Origin of the sequence: Bacteroides mucinivorans (assembly GCF_034654355.2) — a bacterium.
Classification (GTDB): Bacteria; Bacteroidota; Bacteroidia; order Bacteroidales; family Bacteroidaceae; genus Bacteroides; species Bacteroides nordii.
The window spans coordinates 73,203-92,133 of record NZ_CP178179.1 but is presented as its reverse complement, the minus strand read 5'-3'; the positions used below and the strand labels follow the sequence as shown (position 1 = coordinate 92,133).

The window sequence follows — 18,931 nt, the reverse complement described above, 5'->3', positions numbered from 1 at the left end:
AGAGTACAGAGTAATTCTGTAATTGATTCTGAAATAATTAAAACTCTATGTACTCCGTGTGCTCTGTGGTAAAATATATTCGTAACCAAAACACATTATTATATCAATGAAGAATCTATTTATCATTTTAACATTACTGTTATTTACATCCTCTGTTTATGCCGAAGAGTTTCTCCTGAGTACTCCCCGCACTTCCCTCTTATTGACGGGAGAAAAGGACGGACAGCTCTACCTGCATTACTTCGGAAGAAGAGTACTTGATCCCTCCGACATCTGGAACTCCGGCAACGGTATGCTTTACCGCGAAGCCTATCCACAGTTCGGACTGGACTGTACCCTGGAACCTGCAATGGCAGTTATGTATCCGGACGGAAACCTGTCATTAGATCTGCGCTTTCAGAAAGCAGAAAACATCAAAGGTAATCATTCCGATGAATGGAAATTCTACCTGAAAGATACGGTATATCCTTTGGAAGTAACGCTGCACTACAGAATATACCACGATGAAGATATCATTGAAAGTTGGGCTGGTTATCAATATTCGGGAAAAGGTTTCGTAGAACTACGGCAGTTTGCCTCTGCCTACATGCCCTTGCCTCCGGGACAATATACCATGCAACACCTGCATGGTTCATGGGCCTCGGAGCACCAGATGGAAGAAGAAATATTGACTCATGGCAGCAAAATACTCGTAAACAGAGACGGAGTACGTAATGCACTGACAGATCATCCCTCGGTAATGCTGGGCCGTGATGGTCTGGAAGAGAACACAGGTGATGTATATGCCGGAATACTGGCATGGAGTGGTAATTACAAAATAAACTGCACACTCGATAATTCGCACCGCCTGCACCTGATTGCCGGTATCGACAATTTCCAGTCCGAATATAAACTATCCAAAGGAGAAACCTTTGTCACACCAGCCTGGGTGATGTCTTATAGCAACAAAGGCAAAGGAGAAATCAGCCGGACATTCCACCGTTGGGCACGGAAATATGCATTGGCCCATGGAGAACAAAAGCGTGATATACTTCTTAACAGTTGGGAAGGACTGTATTTCAACGTAAACATGAAAGACGTTTGTAGAATGATAAACGACTTTTCCGGTTTAGGCGGAGAGATGTTCGTACTGGACGATGGATGGTTTGGCAAGAAATACTCCAGAGACTCCGACCGTTCTTCACTGGGAGACTGGGAAGTCAGTCCCGGCAAACTACCCGACGGGCTCCAGGCACTTATTGATTCCTGTAAATGCGCCTCTATCAGGTTTGGTATATGGATAGAACCTGAAATGACCAATACTATCAGCGAACTCTATGAACAACATCCGGACTGGGTTATTTCACAACCCAATCGGCCTTTAAAGAAAGGACGGGGCGGCAATCAGCTTGTACTGGATCTGTCCAATCCCAAAGTACAGGACTTCATTTTCGGAGTAGTAGACAAGTTAATGACACAGTATCCGGAGATTGCTTACATTAAATGGGATGCTAATATGAGCCTTGCCAACTACGGCTCCAATTACCTTCCGGCCAACAAACAATCACACCTATACATAGAATATCACAGAGGACTTCGGAAAGTTCTTCAGAGAATACGCGCCAAATATCCGGACTTACTTATGCAGGCTTGTGCCAATGGCGGAGGAAGAATCAGTTATGGCATTCTTCCTTATTTCGATGAATTCTGGACCAGTGACGATACAGATGCCATAGAGAGGATATACATGCAATGGGGAGTATCGCAATTCTATCCTGCCATAGCCATGGGGTCACACGTATCTGCTGCACGCAATCATCAGACCAATAAACTTATCCCCCTGAAGTTCCGGTTCGACGTAGCTATGTCTGGACGCCTCGGTATGGAGATGCAGCCCAAAGATTTCACACCGGATGAATATAAATTTGCCGCACAGGCCATATCCACTTATAAGCAGATTCGCCCGGTTGTTCAGTTTGGCGATCTGTACAGGCTGATTTCACCCTATGCACAGAAAAATATATCTTCACTGATGTACGTCACCCCCGACAAGGAAGAAGCGGTACTCTTTGTTTATCAATTAAAACACCGCTTCAACCCCTCATTTCCCAGATTAACCCTTCAAGGACTATCTCCGGAGGCCTCTTACGAAATCTGTGAGATCAACACGGCAGACCTGAAAGAACAGGCTAAAAAAACAATAACCGGCGGATTCCTTATAGACCAGGGAATGGAGGTATGGCTCGATAAAGAATACGACAGTAAGATTTTCCATTTAAAGAAAACCAAATAACACTTTCGGATTATGATAAAAAAAAGTTTAGCAGCAATAACCGGATTAATGCTGACTGTCCTTACATATGCGAGTAACGAACAGGCACACTGGATTACAGCCTTCGAAAATCAAAGCGCATCCAATACCTGGATTTGTTTTCGTAAGGATATGCTTATAGATTCCCTTCCGCAAGAAGATATCCATTTAAAGATTGCAGCCGACAGTAAATACTGGATGTGGATCAATGGCCGTCTCGCTGTTTTTGAAGGCTCCGTCAAAAGAGGACCCAATCCTTCGGATACATACTATGACGAAGTAGATATATCCTCATTCCTGAAAGAAGGAAATAATTCCATTGCCATTCTGCTGTGGTACTTCGGAAAGGAGGGATTCTCCTACCAACCCAGCGGCAAAGCGGGGCTGTACGTCAAAAGCCTGTCCGGCAGCCTCAACCTAAACACAGACAAGCAATGGTTATCTACCCTGCATCCGGGATACTATACACCGGCAGGAGCACAGCCCAACTTCAGACTATCGGAATCCAATATCGGCTATGACGCCCGTATATTCCCGGAAGACTGGATTATCCAACCTACCGGTAATCTCACCTATCCGTGGGCCCCTGCCATAGAGGTGGGAACCGAGGGTTCGGCACCCTGGAATAAACTCCACCCAAGAATTATTCCCTTATGGAAAGATTACGGAAAAAAAGAATATCCGGACAGCCAATGGCACCGAGGGAATGAGGTCGATACCCTAATCTGCCGGCTGCCCTACAACATGCAACTCACCCCTTGCATCGAGCTGGAAGCCCCCGAAGGGAAAGTCATAACCATGTATACGGATGATTACAAAGGCGGCGGAGTATACAATCTACGGGGCGAATATATCACCAAAGGCGGGCAACAGTCTTATGAAAGCCTGGGGTGGATAAACGGACATTCGGTGTATTATCTGATACCTAAAGGCGTGGAGGTGCTTAAAACAGAATATCGCGAAACAAGCTATGATACCTCATTTGCAGGAACTTTCAATTGTAACGACGACTTCTTCAACCGACTTTGGCAAAAGGCACAGCGTACATTATTAGTCACCATGCGCGACACCTACATGGATTGCCCCGACCGCGAACGCGCACAATGGTGGGGAGACGAAGTCATTGAATCGGGAGAATCCTTCTATGCACTTTGTCCCAAATCACATCTACTGATGAAAAAAGGGATGTACGAACTAATGGGCTGGCAGCAGGATAATGGCATTATCTTTTCTCCCATACCTTCTTCCAATTATCATACGGAACTCCCCGGACAAATGTTGGCAAGCATAGGGCGTTATGGTTTCTGGAACTATTATCTGAATACCGGAGACAGGATTCCCGTAGAAGATTTGTATGATGCCGTAAAACGGTATCTGCACGTATGGCAATATAATCCGGACGGTACTATAAAGTTCCGTAGCGGAGACTGGACATGGGGAGACTGGGGAACGAATATCGATATCGAAGGGCTGTTCAACGCCTGGTATTATCTCGCTCTGGAAGGTACAGCACAAATGGCAGAAGTACTTGATAAAAAAGAAGATGCCACCAACCTAAAAGAAGAGATGCGTCTGCTCAAAGATGCTTTTAACCAGGCTTACTGGAACGGAGCGGCCTACAAAGCCAATAGCACCATTCCCCATCCGGACGACCGCTTGCAGGCATTGGCGGTAATATCAGGTTTGGCAGATGAATCGAAATATGAAGCCATTCGCAATCTGTTCCGAAAGTACGAGTATGCAAGTCCTTATATGGAAAAATACGTCTTGGAAGCACTATTTGTAATGAACCAGCCCGAAGAGGCACTCGCACGAATGAAGAAACGGTTTGAGTCTATGGTCAATCATCCCACTCTCACGACCCTGTTTGAGGGATGGGGACTCGGACCTCAGGGGTTCGGAGGCGGAACATATAACCATGCCTGGAGCGGAGGAGGGTTGACACTATTATCCCAGTATGTATGTGGCGTCTCTCCTGTAAAGCCCGGATTCAAAGAGTTCAGCGTATTTCCCCAAATGGGCAATCTTATTCATGCAGAAACCAGCCTGCTGACTGTCAACGGTAGGATATCAATCTCATTAGAGAGAACAGACGGCCGGATACAGATGCATCTCACCGTACCAGAGAATACGCAAGCGCTGCTTCCCATCAAACCGGAAATTAAGAGAATCGAAGTAAACGGTCGCAGTGTGTATAAAAACGGAAAATTCCGGTCCAACAAATATTGCAGACCGGAATATTCATCAACCAATCAGATAGCAATAAAGGTATCTTCTGGTGTATGGAAAGTTACTATGTCACAGTAAACCATATAATAACTTTCAGCTTTCAGAGCTTGTTTTAATTTAAAACAGACTCTTGACTTATAAAGGATATTCCTCAAAAGCATACAAGATAGTGGACAGGTAGCGCTCTCCCGTATCGGGCAGCAACGCTACTATTGTCTTACCCTTATTTTCCGGAAGTTCTGCCAGCTTTGTAGCCGCATATACGGCAGCTCCTGAAGAGATTCCAACCAGTAAGCCTTCTTTCGTTGCCAACTCACGGCTGGTACGGATGGCATCATCATTCTGCACCTGCACAATCTCATCCACTACCGAAGCATCATAGATCCTAGGAATAAATCCGGCTCCGATGCCCTGTATCTTATGAGGTCCGGGCTTACCACCGGACAGAACCGGAGAATCAGCAGGCTCTACAGCTACTACCTTTATTTGAGGATTGTAATCCTTTAATGCTCTCCCCACACCGCTTATTGTACCACCTGTACCAACACCTGCCACAAATATTTCTACACGTCCGTCTGTATCATGCCATATCTCCTGTCCGGTAGTCCGCACATGGACAGCAGGATTAGCAGGATTCTCAAATTGCTGTAGGATCACTGCACCGGGAGTATTTACTTTCAACTCTTCTGCTTTGGCAATAGCTCCTTTCATTCCGTCTGCACCGGGAGTCAGTACCAGTTCGGCCCCCAAAGCCTTCAGTAAGTTCCTCCGCTCTACGCTCATCGTATCCGGCATCGTCAAAATCAACTTATATCCCTTAGAAGCAGAAACAAAAGCCAGTCCTACCCCTGTATTTCCACTCGTCGGTTCAATAATCGTAGTACCCGATTTCAAGATTCCTTTTGATTCAGCATCTTCCACCATCGCCAAAGCGATACGGTCTTTCACACTGCCTACCGGATTAAAATACTCCAACTTTACCACCACACGAGCTTTTAGTCCTTTACTTGCATTATAATTACTCAGCTCCAACAACGGGGTGTTGCCTACGAGGTCGGTCAGTCTTTTTGCTATCTTTCCCATATCTGTTAATGTATTAATTATCTGTTTTTTTATTATACGACAAAGATAGAGGAGTTTTGGTTCGCCGGAAATACCACACTTGTGGTAAATTCGTACTATAAATGAGGGATAAATATCCTAAATGCCCGTTACAACTTTGCCGCACTCACCTTCCAGGCGTACAGCATCACTACTATAAAGGAAAGCAAAGGTACGATAAAGGAAAGAGACATGGTAGTCTGATCTGCCACATACCCCATCATCAATGGCCCTACCGCCCCGCCAACAGGTGACATCATCAGATAAGAAGAAGCACGCTTGGTATGCTTACCCAGCCCCCGTAAAGAAAGAGCAAAAATAGTGGGGAACATGATAGCCTCAAATGCATATCCTAAAAAAAGTGCTACGAGAGACACAATCCCCACATTCAGTACAATCAGCAACGAGGTAATCACCGTACACACAGCACAAAATAACAGCACTTTCTCTGCACGGATACGTTGCATAATCCAGCTACCGGCAAAACGTCCACACATGAATAATCCTAAACCTCCAAAAGAAAGTACTATAGAAGCATCACGGGCATTCATCCAGCCATCGTCAACCACGTAGTTTATAAAGAAGCTATTAATAGAAATCTCCGCTATCTCATAACAAAACAGGGCAGCAATACCAAAAATGAAAAGTTTGTGCGACCACAGGCTTTTCGTTTTCCCTTCTCTGTCACCCTCTTCTTCATGAACAATCTCCGGCAGTCTGATCTTTGAAAAAACCATAGCAACTGCCAACACTACAATCCCCATTAACGTATAAGGCAAAGAAATTGCAACCTCCCCTTCTTCAGAGAAAAGCAATAATCCACCTATCAATGGTCCACAAATACATCCCAATCCATTGAATGACTGAGCCAAGTTCAAGCGGCTGGCAGCAGTCTCTTTATCCCCCAACTCCGTCATATAAGGATTGGCAGCAGTTTCCAAAAACACCAGTCCACAGGCTATGACAAACAATGAGAACAGAAAGAAATTGAACGACATCCAGTACTCTCCGGGAATAAAAAGCAAAGATCCCAATCCATAAAGTAGTAACCCTAATACTACTCCACGACGATAACCGTACTTATTGATAAATAATCCGGCAGGAATAGCCATAACAAAATATCCCAAATAGAACATAACCTGCACCCATGCAGAATGGGTACGGCTGATGACCAGTACATCCTGAAAATGTTTGTTCAGCACATCAAGAATGGCATGGGCAAATCCCCATAAGAAGAATAAAGAAGTAACCAGAATGAAGGGAACACGATATTCCCTCTTTACCAATGCATATCTTTGCTTTTGCATAACTTCAATCTAAATAGACATGCAAAGATAAACAAAAAATAAAAATCAATCTTATTCACTTGTCTCTGTCTTGGGATACTTAGTATTATTTATAAATCAAACCTTGCTCGATAATACATTACTTAATTTAATGGAGTAAACATCACTTCAATAGCCAAACTTCTTTTACCTTCTAATTCAATAGCCAATTTTCCAAAGCCTTTATTCTCGGAGTTCTTTGTCAAAGGGAAACTGTCTTTCAGTAAATAAGTTGCAGGGAGAGTTTGGAAAGAAGCATCCAAGGGAGAAACGATCTCAACCTTCATCTTTTTATCTGCCATGGTAAGAATAGCAATATGTCCTCTTTCCTGTAACTCTATATCAGCTTTCGTATGCATAAACCACCACACAGAAGAATTAGGATCACGACATTCCAATAAATCTTTTACAACCATGTATTTTCGCTTCCTGTCCATGCCTATTGTCCGGTTATATGAAATCAAATCCCGTTCATAACAATCGGTTAAGTCAAATGTATAACAGCTTTTTTCCTTTTTGTTTTCTGACGATTTCATAATCGCAATACCATTCTCCTTTTGTTCCGGTCGTATAGTAGGATTTACAACTATACAATTTTTACCTTCCGTTCGTAGTCGATAAAAATGCCAACGTCCCGGTTCCGTTTGTTCATTTATAGAATCTAGATAATCTGGAGAAGTTTTCTGACTAAAATACCCGGGATAAGTATAATTATCACTTCCGAGATTACCATAAGCAAACACTTCTCCTAATGCTTGAATGTAAAAAGAACCCGCATCAAGATGTCCGTGATTGGCATTATTTGCACCACCATGTATAGCAATATACATAGCATCTGACGAATCCCAATTTTCGCGGATAGAGTATAATTCTATGCCCCGAATAGCGTTATCAAGCGGAATAGTTGTAGTTTTTGCTTTTGTAACAAGTTCAGGATCATAAAAATAAATATCTTGCCATTGACAACGGCCATTTTTCATGCATAATTCTAAATGTTGTTTTGCTAATGCCGGATCGTTATAATATCGGGCAAACCATAAAAAAGAAGTATCACGTGAATAGCGTAGAGGATCATCTCCAATATTTAGACTTGTTACAGGTCCTGACATTAAAAATGGGAACCAACCGGTTTTGCGTAATCCCGCAATATCAGCCAACCCATTTGTCGTACCCAATGTATTAGTCATTGCTTCAAGACCTAAATTTGTATACATTAAACCGTATGACCAGTACATCAATCCTTCTTCACTTTGTCCGTCGGGCTCAAATTCCACGAGGTAATGGGGCAAACAGTTCATTGCTGCTGCTATGACCTGTGATAAAAAATCAGGATTTTCTTCGTACATAGCCAGTGCTGCTACTATAAGCCCACTATTACAAATTCCATTCCAGTTATTATTTGCTAAATACCATTTCCATACACTTTTTCCTCCGTCAATTTGATATTTCCCAATGTTCAATGCGTGTTTTAGTACCCCTTCTTCTAGTATTTTTCTTTGATCAGGAGTCATATAATTATAAAGTCCGTCATAAACGAATGCAAAATTAAAAGCTCCAATTCCCGTATCAAGAAAATGACGATCGGCTCCCCAGTCAGGATATTTACAGAATATAGCAAGTTGTTGATAGCATCGATCGGCATATTTGGTTTCACCCGTCATTTGATACATAAAAATTAGATGAGGGGCTTGAGTTGCAAATTTATGTATAGAAGGTATGCGAAGTCCTGCATCATCCAAATAATAATCTAATAATGGCTCTTTTAAAATCTGATCAGCTTCTTTATGTGCATTTTCCGCATACATTACTACAAATGGATCATTTTGTGCATATAATTGTTTGATCCGATCAATAGTCTGTTGATTATAAAAAAGTCTTGGATGTACACCTTGTAATTCTTTACGGAATTTATTTTGCACTTCATTGGCTGTATTTTGTTTGAATGTCAATTCTTTGTTCCCATATTGGGTGGAAAATTTTAATTGTGCCTGAAGTAAATAGGGTATTAGGAGAAGTAAAATAAGAAAGTAATATCTCATAATATTTTTTATTTTTATTAACCATAAATAATAGTAGTATAAAAGAGGCCAACGATAAATAATTAGTCTCTTTTATATTACGCTAAGCTATTCCCATCCAGAATTCTGAATCAGTATTCCCTTGCTTTTGGCTATCTCATTATAGGGTATAGGATAAAGATACATTTTCTCTTGGAATATTCTATTTTCTACTTTAAAACGTTCGTATGTTGTTGTACCTCCGTTAGTTGAGATCAGTATTCCCATTAATGGTTTATTTTCTGTGACATTCGCGATTTTCCAACGGCGTACATCAAAGAAGCGCTGATCTTCAAAAGCCATTTCTACTTGACGTTCACGTTGAATATTAATACGCATATTTTCTTTGTCAAGACCAGATTGAATAGGTGGCATTCCGACTCTATCACGAACCAAATTAATCGCTTCCCGGGCAGATAAAGTTAGGTTAGTTGTACCGATTACTTTAACATCGGGTCCGACCGATTCATTTACTGCTTCAGCATAATTTAATAGTACTTCTGCATAGCGCATCAATACCCATGATTTAGCTCTTGATTCTGATTTGGATAAATCGAAATTTTCAACCAATAGTTTTCTCAAATAGTAACCTGTAGTGGTAGCTCCATACTTTACTCCAATGCCATCAGCTCCCCCCATATAAGACTGTACTTGACGTGCACTGCCATCAATATTTTTTCCTAAAGTCGAACCATTAATAGCAATAATCATATTAAGGCGAGGATCTCTTTCTTCATATGGATTATCTGTATTCTTTAATTTGGAAGGATCAAATACAGTACCGTTACTGTACTCAAAAGCATCTAATAGATTTTGTGAAGGACATATACAAGCACCTCCTCCATTGACCATCCCTACAGGATAATTAGCCTTTTCGAACGTGCTTCCTGCCTTTTCGAAAGGACGGGTCATTATGATTCCAGTATTTTTCCCAGCAAAAGGAACAATTGCATCATTATTGGCCTGAGCTTGGAAAAGTCCGTTATAATTAGAATATAAATAACGGACATGCTGACAATTTTTATCCGTAAGAAAATCATAACCTGCTAATGCAGCCTTTTCCCATTTACCGATATCTTCAGTTGGGTTATGCAACGGACTGGCCGCATAAAGCAACGCTTTTAGTTTTAAGAATTTTGCTACAGGTTTCTCCAGGCGACCTAAATTGGTATTGTCTTTACCTTTGCCTCCTTCACCATCCTGCCACTGATAATTTGCCCAATAGTTTGTTAAGTCTTTATAAACTACATCACATTCATCTGCAATAAAATTGACGCATTCATCAAAAGAGTTACGTGGTAAATCCAAATCATCTTCAAGTGTAAGAGAATGCTTTACCAATGGGACTCCACCATAACGTTTGATGAGTTCAAAATAAAAATAAGCTCTTAATAATCTGACTTCCGCTCTCAATTTTTTAAAATCATCACAGTTCTTTAAATAAATATCCTTATTGCTTGCAATTAAAGTATCTTCATATAAAATGTGTTTGTATTCCTCTGTCTTTTCGAGAAATAAATTAGCGTGACGGATACCTTTGTAGTAATGTGCAAATACATCATCAGGATTGGAAAATTGGTTCCAGGCACCGGTATTAAATTTTTGTACGTTTGATTGTTTGGCAAAATCTGCTTCATCACAGGCTGCGGCTAAGGAGGCACCTCCATCTAACCCATTATATGGTCGTAAATAATTATATGCTCCTAATCCCCAAGCTTTCAAATTATTGAAACCGGAATGAAGGAACATTTCTTCATCGTAGTTATCATTAATTTTTTGGTCAAGGAAGTCATTACAACTCATGAATGTGAGAGTAGCAACGATCCCTAAAAATATATTTGTTATTCTTTTCATAATTTGTAATATTAGAAATTAGAATTGGACTGAAAATCCCATATTATAACTTTTCATTACTGGATATTTAAACATATCCAGTACTTCCGGATCTACATTTAGTTCGGATATTTTGTCCCAAGTGAATGGATTTATTACGCTGACAAATACTCTGATTTTCTCTATTTTTATTTGTCGGGTGGCATTTACTGGTATGGTATATCCCAGTTCAATATTTTTCAGACGCAAATAGGAACCTGATCTTTGCCATAGAGTAGAAGGACGGTAATTGTTATTATTCTCTTCGGTTGTTAATCTTGGGAATAGAGCAGCATCTCCTTTTTCGGGAATCCAATAATTGTCTTTTACCCATTGAGTTGGTTTTACACCACCATTAAGGAAAGGAATTATTAAATTGTTATCCAACAGAGATACAGAACGATTACCTGCTCCTTGAAAAGATATAGCCAAATCGAAACCTTTGAAACCAATACCTGCATCAAATCCATAATATATTTCAGGGTAGGATGTATGCCCAACAGGAATACGGTCATTATCATCAATAAAACCATCATTGTTTTGATCTTTGTACTTGATATCACCTGGTTGAACATTACCGAACATTTGTTTTGGACTGTCTACAATATCTTGCTCATCTTTAAAGAAGCCGATAGCTTCTAAAATATATGGTTGATTGATAGGCCTTCCTTTGGCATATAAATATTCTTCATTGGCAGGGCGGTGATTTTCTTTGATATCTATTATTTTATTTTTTGCATAAGAAAAACGTCCACCCAGATAATAAGAGAAGTCTCCTACCCTATCATTCCAGAATGCTTCAATTTCTATACCTTGATTTTGCGTTTTCCCTTCATTCATATTATTAATGTCAGCCCCTAATAATGCCGAGATATAGTTATTAGGTTGTACATAAATGTCATTTCTTTTTTCGAAAAAATATTCAGCAGACAGACTTAAACGATTAAATAATGTCATTTCTGTACCAACATCATATTTTAGTGCTTTTTCCCATGTCACGAAAGGATTGGCAAGTATACCTTCTTTATATAATCCGGGACTTTGATCCAGATTCTCTCCGAATAGATAATTCCCTCCACTTACATAATTCTGTTGATAGATAAATCGTCCTACGGAACCTGTACGGTCATTTCCTACAAGTCCTATGGAAGATTTTAATTTAAAGAATGTCAAAATGGTATTATGTCTCATAAATTCTTCATTTGAGATTATCCAACCAGCGGAAAAAGCGGGGAATACTCCAAAACGATGATTGACAGGGAAGTTTTCAGAACCGGAATAAGATATGGCAAAACCTCCGAAATAACGATTATTGTAACTATAGTTCGCTCTTCCTAAAATATTCTGTTTAGCATAAGGCATTTGATTCCCGGCGGCTTTGTATAATTCCTGAAAGTAGTTTAACGAAATATCTATTTGATGTTTATTAAAATAATGGCTATAGTCGGCTCCTGCCATAATTGTTGTCCGATTCCATTGTGTTCCTGAATTTTGTGAATGTGAGAAGCTTCCTTCACTTCCCCGGGCTGTAACATCATATGGCATCTCATTTTCAGGTGTTATACCCGGAATAATTTTATCAGGGCGAGGAGTTAACTCTTCATATGCTAATCCGCGTACTTTATCGAAAGTCATATAATAGTTATTGCTAAAGCCTATTTGTCCATAAATAGATAATCCCGGTGTAAGAGATTCTAAATTGGCTATCATTTTAACACTGGTATCAATTGTTCTTTCATTGATTGATTTATATCCTTTTTGCTGTATGGCAGCTACTGGATTTTCTGCATATTTTTCAACACCGCCCCATGCCCCGGATGGAGTATGTACTGCATATGGTAGAAATACCCCCATTGTCTTCCAGATTGTATTTTCATCAGCATTCGGGAAGATTTTATCTTCAATTACTCCTCTGAATTTTACTTCCGAACTTAGCCACTTTGTTAGTTGTAAATCGATATTCGTCCGTATATTATATCGCTTTAAATCATAATTAGAATTTGTAGTCCCATTTGTATGCGCGTATAATCCTTGTGTATCCATGAAACCTAATGCAGCATAATATTTAGCAAAATTGTTTCCTCCCGAAAACGTTAAAGCGTAATTATGAACAAAAGCAGACTTTTTTAATACTTCGTCATACCAATTGACATCCGGATATAAATAAGGATATTTTTGGCTTTTGAAATAATCTACAATTTGTTGGTTTTTAAAATATCCGTTCGAGATATCTTTTCCATCACTTTTCATTGCTTCATTATAAAGTTCTGCATAATCGCCATTTCCTAATAATTCCGGTAGTTGAGTAGCTTGTTGCCATCCGAAACGGGTTGATAAACTGATTTTTACTTTTTCATTGTTTATTCCTCGTTTTGTTGTGATCAACAATACCCCATTAGCACCTCTTTGACCATATAAAACAAGAGATGCTGCATCTTTTAAAAGAGTTACAGATTCTATTTCGTCAACGAGCAAGTTCGACCACTTTGTTTCTACTCCATCTACCAGTATCAGGATTCCATTATCCTGAAATGTTTGTCTGCCACGTATCATTAAATCAGGGGCATCGGTATTTCCTTGTGAACCTCCTTTCTGAACGACATGTAGACCTGCTAATTTTCCTGATAAAGCATATCCTAGATTAGAGCTATACATTGGTTTCAGTTCCTCTCCACTGACAGATGTGGCAGAATGTGTTGAGTGTTGTCTTGAGATTTCCCCTCGGTAGGGTTCCATGACTTTATGTTCTAAGAAGTTCTTTTCTGCGAACTGTGTTTTAATCGTATCTACGTTTTCCGCCTTCTGAGCTAATAGAGTCACAGGCAAACATAGAACAAATAAAAAATTTATATAGTTACATATAGTTTTCATTGAGCATTCTTGAATTTAGTATTTAACATCCATTTATAACTCCCAACCGGGATTTTGCACAATAATTCCTTTGTTAACTTCATCTTGAGGGAAAGGATATAGATACATTTTATCTTCCCAAATTCTATTTTCAAAAGGTTCAATGGCGTAGTACAGCCAGCTGTCATTATCTTTCTTTTGCTGAGCCGTCCAGCTTTCTTGCGGAACTTTGTATTTATTATATGCTTTTTCCTTTAAGCTGAATGTATAAAATTCACCTTTCATAATCCCCTCTTCTCCGGCAATTAACCAGCGTCGAACGTCAAAGAAGCGATGCTCTTCTGCATATAGCTCGACTGCTCTTTCACGGCGAATTTCTTTTTTCATATCTTCATAACCTAAGTCATTTTTTATTTTAGGAAGCCCGCCGCGTACTCTTACTTCATTGAGTGCATTTAGCATTTCGGTGATATTTCGGTCAGTGGTACTTTCGTTCAATGCTTCGGCATAGTTTAGATACATTTCACTCAATCGGAAAATGGGCCAGTTTATATCAAGTGTGGCATTGGTACCATTTACTTGATTTATAAATTTTTTAAAATGTAGACCATTGGGTACACCAGGACCTAAGATTGGCCCCGAACCGGAAACTCCCGGTGTAAGGTTGCCTGCTCTATCCATTTTTTGATAGACAAAATAAGCAGTATCTGCACCCCGGCTGGCATCCATCAATCCGGTTTCCGTATATTTTGATCCGGGCCACCAAATGGAAGCCTGCAGACGAGGTTCCATTTTTTTCATTATTTCTTTAAATTCGATAAAACTACCTTCTTGCGGAAGTTCTACATCATTCCCCTCCAGATCTCTGAACTGTTTAAGAAAATTCATAGGCATGGCATGTGAGGTATTCCCCCATGTGTAATAAATTGGACAACAAAAACGTACCAAATTCCACCACTTTTCGTTGAAATATGGCGAATAATATGAATGAGAGCGATCGAAATAGATAGTTTCTTTGTTTCTTGGATCAAGTGGTTTGCATGATGCATAATTATAGCTTTCTATTTTACCCAGTCCTCCATCATCCAGTAATTCATAATTGTTTGCTTTTGCCCAGTCTAAGACTTGTCGGCCGGCTGTAGCGGCTTTATCCCACAATGTAGGATCTTTCTTTCTATAACAGATTAACGAATCTCTTTCGTCACCGTATGATAGGTACGGTTTATCCGTGTTGAACAATGGACTGGCAGCATATAATAAGGTTTTTGACTTCAGTGCTAATGCCACTCCTTTATGAACGCGTCCGTATTCTGATGTTCCCCAGAAATCATCTTTTAAAAACGGGTATGCTTCTTCACAGCTTCGCACAATAAAATTGACTACTCTCTCCACACTTTGACGGGTTCCGGAGGGAACTACTATGGCCTTGTTAACTCCGTTTACACTTTCTATCTTCACAGTTGGGGCTTGGTCCATAATAGGAATTCCTCCAAAACGTTTGAAAGCTTCAAAATGCATCAATGCCCGTAGCACTTTGGCCTCTGCTCTGACTTGCTCACGTAGCTCTATTGTCCAATTATAAGAACCACTCGCACCTAATGGCACATTATCGACATTATCTATGAAAATAGATGCATTTCGCATACCCTGAATAGCACGTGTAAGGTTAAACTCTTCTTGGTTCTGAGGTCCCCATGTACCTACGTTGAATTGATGAGAACGATGTGAGTCTCCATATTGGTCTCCTTCATCACAGGCTCCTATTAATAAGCCATCTACACATCCTGCATCGGAAAATCCGCTACCCCCTTCTCCTGTAATAAATCCATCTACTATGCAAGTGGCATACACATTGAATAAGGCTTCCATAGCCCTGTCCGGATCAGAAAAGACGTATTCTTTATTGATTACGCTACCTTCCGGTTGTTCCAAAAAATCCGAACATGAACTGAATGATAGTGAACCGACTATTAAAAAAGCCGTAATCACTTTATATTTTGATTTATTCATACCAATCTTTAAATTATATATCATCAAAACTGAATATTAATTCCCATATTGAAAACCCGCATCATCGGATAAGCATTTCCGTTACTATCAGCTATTTCAGGATCAAAATAAGACATCTTTGTCCAAGTACACAGGTTCTGCCCATTGACATATAATCTCAGATTTTGAACCGGTGATTTTTCTCTAAATTTAAAAAGATAAGCAACTTCCACATTTTTCAGACGCAGATAAGAAGCATCCTCCTGCCACATGGTAGAGTATTGGTAATTGTGTTTTGTTCCTTCCGGTGATTCACTCAATCTGGGAAGAGAAATTGGTAATCCTTGTTCATATCTTTCTTGTGTCCAGCTTTCTTTTGCTGTTTCGAAAGCCGCTTTTGTTCCTGCTACGAAGGGCCATGCTGCAGTTCCCGACAAATATGTTGATACATGGCCTGCTCCCTGAAATAGTGCGGATATAGAAAAGTTTTTCCATTGAAATCCAAGAGAAATACCATATACAATTTCCGGGACATTTGGATAACCAATATTGACTTTATCATTTTCATCAATGAAATTGTCGCCTGTAATATCTTTATACTTTATATCACCCGGACGTAATCCGTTACCTTCCCATTTTGATCTGGGCCTGTCTGGATCATTGACTTCTTCCCACGTATTATAAAAGCCTTCGGCAATCAAGCCTTTGGGCTGTCCTATACGGGATCCGGTTTCATACAATCCGGGGTATTTTTTAGGAGCTTCGTCTTTATAAATGATTTTATTTCTTGCAAAAGAATAATTTCCGTTTACCCAATAAGTAAGTCCTATACTATTTATTTCATCTTTATAACCAAATTCAAATTCGTAACCTTTATTCTCTGTTCTTCCTACATTGTAGGGAGGTACAATTGAAGGGTCACCAAACCAGAGAGGTAAATTAAGAGAATAAAGAATATTAGAGCGCTTTTCTATGAAATAGTCGGCACTGAAATTTAAACGGTCTTTGAAAAATCTTAAATCCAATCCCAAATTCGTTTTTTTGGCTTTTTCCCATGTTACATAAGGGTTACCTAATTTGGATTCTTTATATCCGCTATATTTTGTTTGACCTGTTCCGAAATAGTAGCCAGGACTGGATACTCGTATATAAGCATCAGGCAAAAATAAAAAACGCTCTCCACCAATACGATCATTACCAACTAATCCATATGAAGCACGTATCTTACCGAAACTTAAAATATCGTTTTTTGGAAAGTAAACATCTTCTGTAAATGCGTAGCCAACGGAAAAAGATGGGAAAAAACCAAATTGTTTTCCTTTGGCAAAATTTTCGGAACCGTTATAACCGGCATTAATTTCGGCCATATACCGATATTTATAGTTATAAGTTGCACGTGCTACTAAACCCAGATAATTGTAGGGTAATTCATTCTTACCATTATAAGTTCTTTCAGCAGTACCGAGGAACAGGGCACTCACGTTATGCCCATCAAAATTGTTATTGTATTCCAAAGCCACTTCACCATAAATGCGACGATTTTTATCATAATAGTCTGATGAAGTTTTTACCGGACCCTCGTATTGATTAGGTATAATAATAGCCACAGGTTCTTCTACAGAGGAATTTGGGTCTAACTTAATATCATACATTGGAATCTGTTTGCTACGGGAAACTTTTTGATAGTAATAGTTGTCATAAGCAACTTTCCCTCGTACAGCTAATCCCTTAATGAGCTTGTCAAGCTTATATCGAGCTGCTATATCAATGTTTGCTCTGGCTGTAAAATTTTCATTAAATCCCTTACTGAGCATTTCATAAAGAGGAGGATTTGATATTTGCCATTTTTCAAGCCCCTGGACATTTCGTATCATTTTACCATCAAAAGTGACTGGAGACATAACAGGATTTGCTGAAAAAATAGTTCCCATAATAGTTTTTGCATCTGAGCCAGCGTAGTTAGATTCTGTCATTTGTACCCCGGACTTAACGGAAATCGTAAAATCATTGGTAATGTTAAAATCCAAATTAGCACGTACGTTGTAGCGATTGTATTTGGGATTAGCACTGAAATCTTTGAAGAAACTTCCCATTTCATAAATACCCTGCTGATTATAATATCCCAATGATACATAATATTTAGTCCGTTTGTTCCCTCCTTGTACCGAAAGATTATGCTGATGTTGTATTGATACATTTTTCAGCATATAATCCATCCAGTTGATATCTGGATGAAAAATAGGATCATCACCATTTTTATATCGTTCGAGATCGTAATCAGAAAATGGATAATTTACCTGTTCAGGATCCGTACTGTCCTGGTATGCAGCTTCATTGCGTAAACTTGCCCATTCATATGCATTTAATAGTTTAGGCATCCGTATTGGATTTTGTAAGGCAACATTGCTGGTCAATGATATCTTTGGACGCCCTTCCTGTCCTGTTTTAGTAGTGACAATGATAACACCATTAGCTCCGCGAACACCAAACACTGCAGTAGACGATGCGTCTTTCATCACGTTTATAGACTCAATTTCATTGGGGTCTAATCCTGATAAAGAACGTTCTACACCATCCACTAAGATTAATGGTTTGGCATTACCATCAGCAAATGTTGCTATACCCCGGACATAAATTTCCGCATCGTCACGTCCTGGCTCACCCGAACGTTGAACTGTTGTAATACCTGTGGTGCGCCCCGCTAAAGCATTTCCCGCATTAGCGACAGGGGCTTTTAATATTTCTTCGTTTTTAACCGATCCTAATGCTCCTGTCACTGATATTTTAGCTTGAGAACCATAGCCGACCACTACAACCTCATCAAGCTGTTGGGAGTCCTCCTCCATAACTATAAATATAGGAGTATTTTTTTCAACAATTATTTCTTGAGTTTTATATCCTAAATAGGTAAATACTAATATAGTTCTTTTTTTAGGTGTAACAATTGAAAAATTACCATCCAAGTCTGTAATACCTCCTGTAGAAGTACCTTTAATCAGTACAGATACACCGATTATAGGCTCACCTGTGGCATCTTTTACGGTACCTGTAACTGTCATTGTCTCTTTTTGCTGTACAATCATATTATTGTCTTTGGCCGAACCTTCTGCGTTTATGTCTATTAAAGGTGCAACTAAACAAAATAATATAAGATACTTGCGTTTTAATACATGTTTCAGATTCATATTATTAAGTTATAATGGTAAAATACTTTTAAT

The 18,931-nt window shown here is 39.5% G+C and carries 9 protein-coding genes; 2 read left to right on the top strand and 7 right to left on the bottom strand.

The features are described 5' to 3' along the window. The first annotated feature begins 106 nt into the window (after positions 1 to 106). Together VCM39_RS00300 and VCM39_RS00295 are read left to right on the top strand one after the other, a co-directional pair. Complete coding sequence (locus tag VCM39_RS00300; protein WP_322932329.1) at positions 107 to 2,272, top strand: alpha-galactosidase; 2,166 nt, start codon at positions 107 to 109, stop codon at positions 2,270 to 2,272. Positions 2,273 to 2,284: 12 nt separating this feature from the next. After that, positions 2,285 to 4,597, top strand: coding sequence for an alpha-L-rhamnosidase C-terminal domain-containing protein (locus VCM39_RS00295; protein WP_195348921.1), 2,313 nt, complete (start codon positions 2,285 to 2,287; stop codon positions 4,595 to 4,597). A 57-nt stretch (positions 4,598 to 4,654) separates the two neighbouring features. Here the strand turns inward: VCM39_RS00295 and cysK are convergent, their stop codons facing one another. The 7 genes from cysK to VCM39_RS00260 all read right to left on the bottom strand — a co-directional run bounded on the left by cysK (position 4,655) and on the right by VCM39_RS00260 (position 18,898). Further along, complete coding sequence (cysK, locus tag VCM39_RS00290; protein WP_025866837.1) at positions 4,655 to 5,602, bottom strand: cysteine synthase A; 948 nt, start codon at positions 5,600 to 5,602, stop codon at positions 4,655 to 4,657. A 128-nt stretch (positions 5,603 to 5,730) separates the two neighbouring features. Further along, a complete protein-coding gene (locus VCM39_RS00285; protein WP_025866836.1) occupies positions 5,731 to 6,927 on the bottom strand; it encodes a sugar MFS transporter in 1,197 nt (398 codons plus the stop codon). 122 nt (positions 6,928 to 7,049) lie between these two features. Next, on the bottom strand, positions 7,050 to 8,984 hold the full coding sequence (locus tag VCM39_RS00280; RefSeq protein ID WP_322932328.1) for a hypothetical protein: 1,935 nt from the start codon (positions 8,982 to 8,984) through the stop codon (positions 7,050 to 7,052). Positions 8,985 to 9,071: 87 nt separating this feature from the next. Then, complete coding sequence (locus VCM39_RS00275) at positions 9,072 to 10,856, bottom strand: RagB/SusD family nutrient uptake outer membrane protein (RefSeq protein WP_122201453.1); 1,785 nt, start codon at positions 10,854 to 10,856, stop codon at positions 9,072 to 9,074. An 18-nt stretch (positions 10,857 to 10,874) separates the two neighbouring features. Beyond that, positions 10,875 to 13,610 carry a SusC/RagA family TonB-linked outer membrane protein gene (locus VCM39_RS00270; RefSeq protein ID WP_221649687.1) on the bottom strand — a complete coding sequence of 912 codons (2,736 nt, stop codon included), beginning with the start codon at positions 13,608 to 13,610 and terminating at the stop codon, positions 10,875 to 10,877. Between the two features lie 168 nt (positions 13,611 to 13,778). Beyond that, positions 13,779 to 15,734 (bottom strand): RagB/SusD family nutrient uptake outer membrane protein, encoded by a 1,956-nt coding sequence (locus VCM39_RS00265; protein ID WP_195348920.1) that lies wholly within the window; start codon positions 15,732 to 15,734, stop codon positions 13,779 to 13,781. Positions 15,735 to 15,757: 23 nt separating this feature from the next. Next, complete coding sequence (locus tag VCM39_RS00260) at positions 15,758 to 18,898, bottom strand: SusC/RagA family TonB-linked outer membrane protein (protein ID WP_122201456.1); 3,141 nt, start codon at positions 18,896 to 18,898, stop codon at positions 15,758 to 15,760. Positions 18,899 to 18,931 lie beyond the last annotated feature (33 nt).

Bases quoted from the DNA above. Each gene is read 5' to 3' on its own strand.
- VCM39_RS00285 (WP_025866836.1), bottom strand. From the start codon at position 6,927: ATGCAAAAGCAAAGATATGCATTGGTAAAGAGGGAATATCGTGTTCCC.
- VCM39_RS00295 (WP_195348921.1), top strand. From the start codon at position 2,285: ATGATAAAAAAAAGTTTAGCAGCAATAACCGGATTAATGCTGACTGTC.
- VCM39_RS00280 (WP_322932328.1), bottom strand. From the start codon at position 8,984: ATGAGATATTACTTTCTTATTTTACTTCTCCTAATACCCTATTTACTT.
- VCM39_RS00275 (WP_122201453.1), bottom strand. From the start codon at position 10,856: ATGAAAAGAATAACAAATATATTTTTAGGGATCGTTGCTACTCTCACA.
- VCM39_RS00270 (WP_221649687.1), bottom strand. From the start codon at position 13,610: ATGGAACCCTACCGAGGGGAAATCTCAAGACAACACTCAACACATTCT.
- VCM39_RS00300 (WP_322932329.1), top strand. From the start codon at position 107: ATGAAGAATCTATTTATCATTTTAACATTACTGTTATTTACATCCTCT.
- cysK (WP_025866837.1), bottom strand. From the start codon at position 5,602: ATGGGAAAGATAGCAAAAAGACTGACCGACCTCGTAGGCAACACCCCG.
- VCM39_RS00260 (WP_122201456.1), bottom strand. From the start codon at position 18,898: ATGAATCTGAAACATGTATTAAAACGCAAGTATCTTATATTATTTTGT.
- VCM39_RS00265 (WP_195348920.1), bottom strand. From the start codon at position 15,734: ATGAATAAATCAAAATATAAAGTGATTACGGCTTTTTTAATAGTCGGT.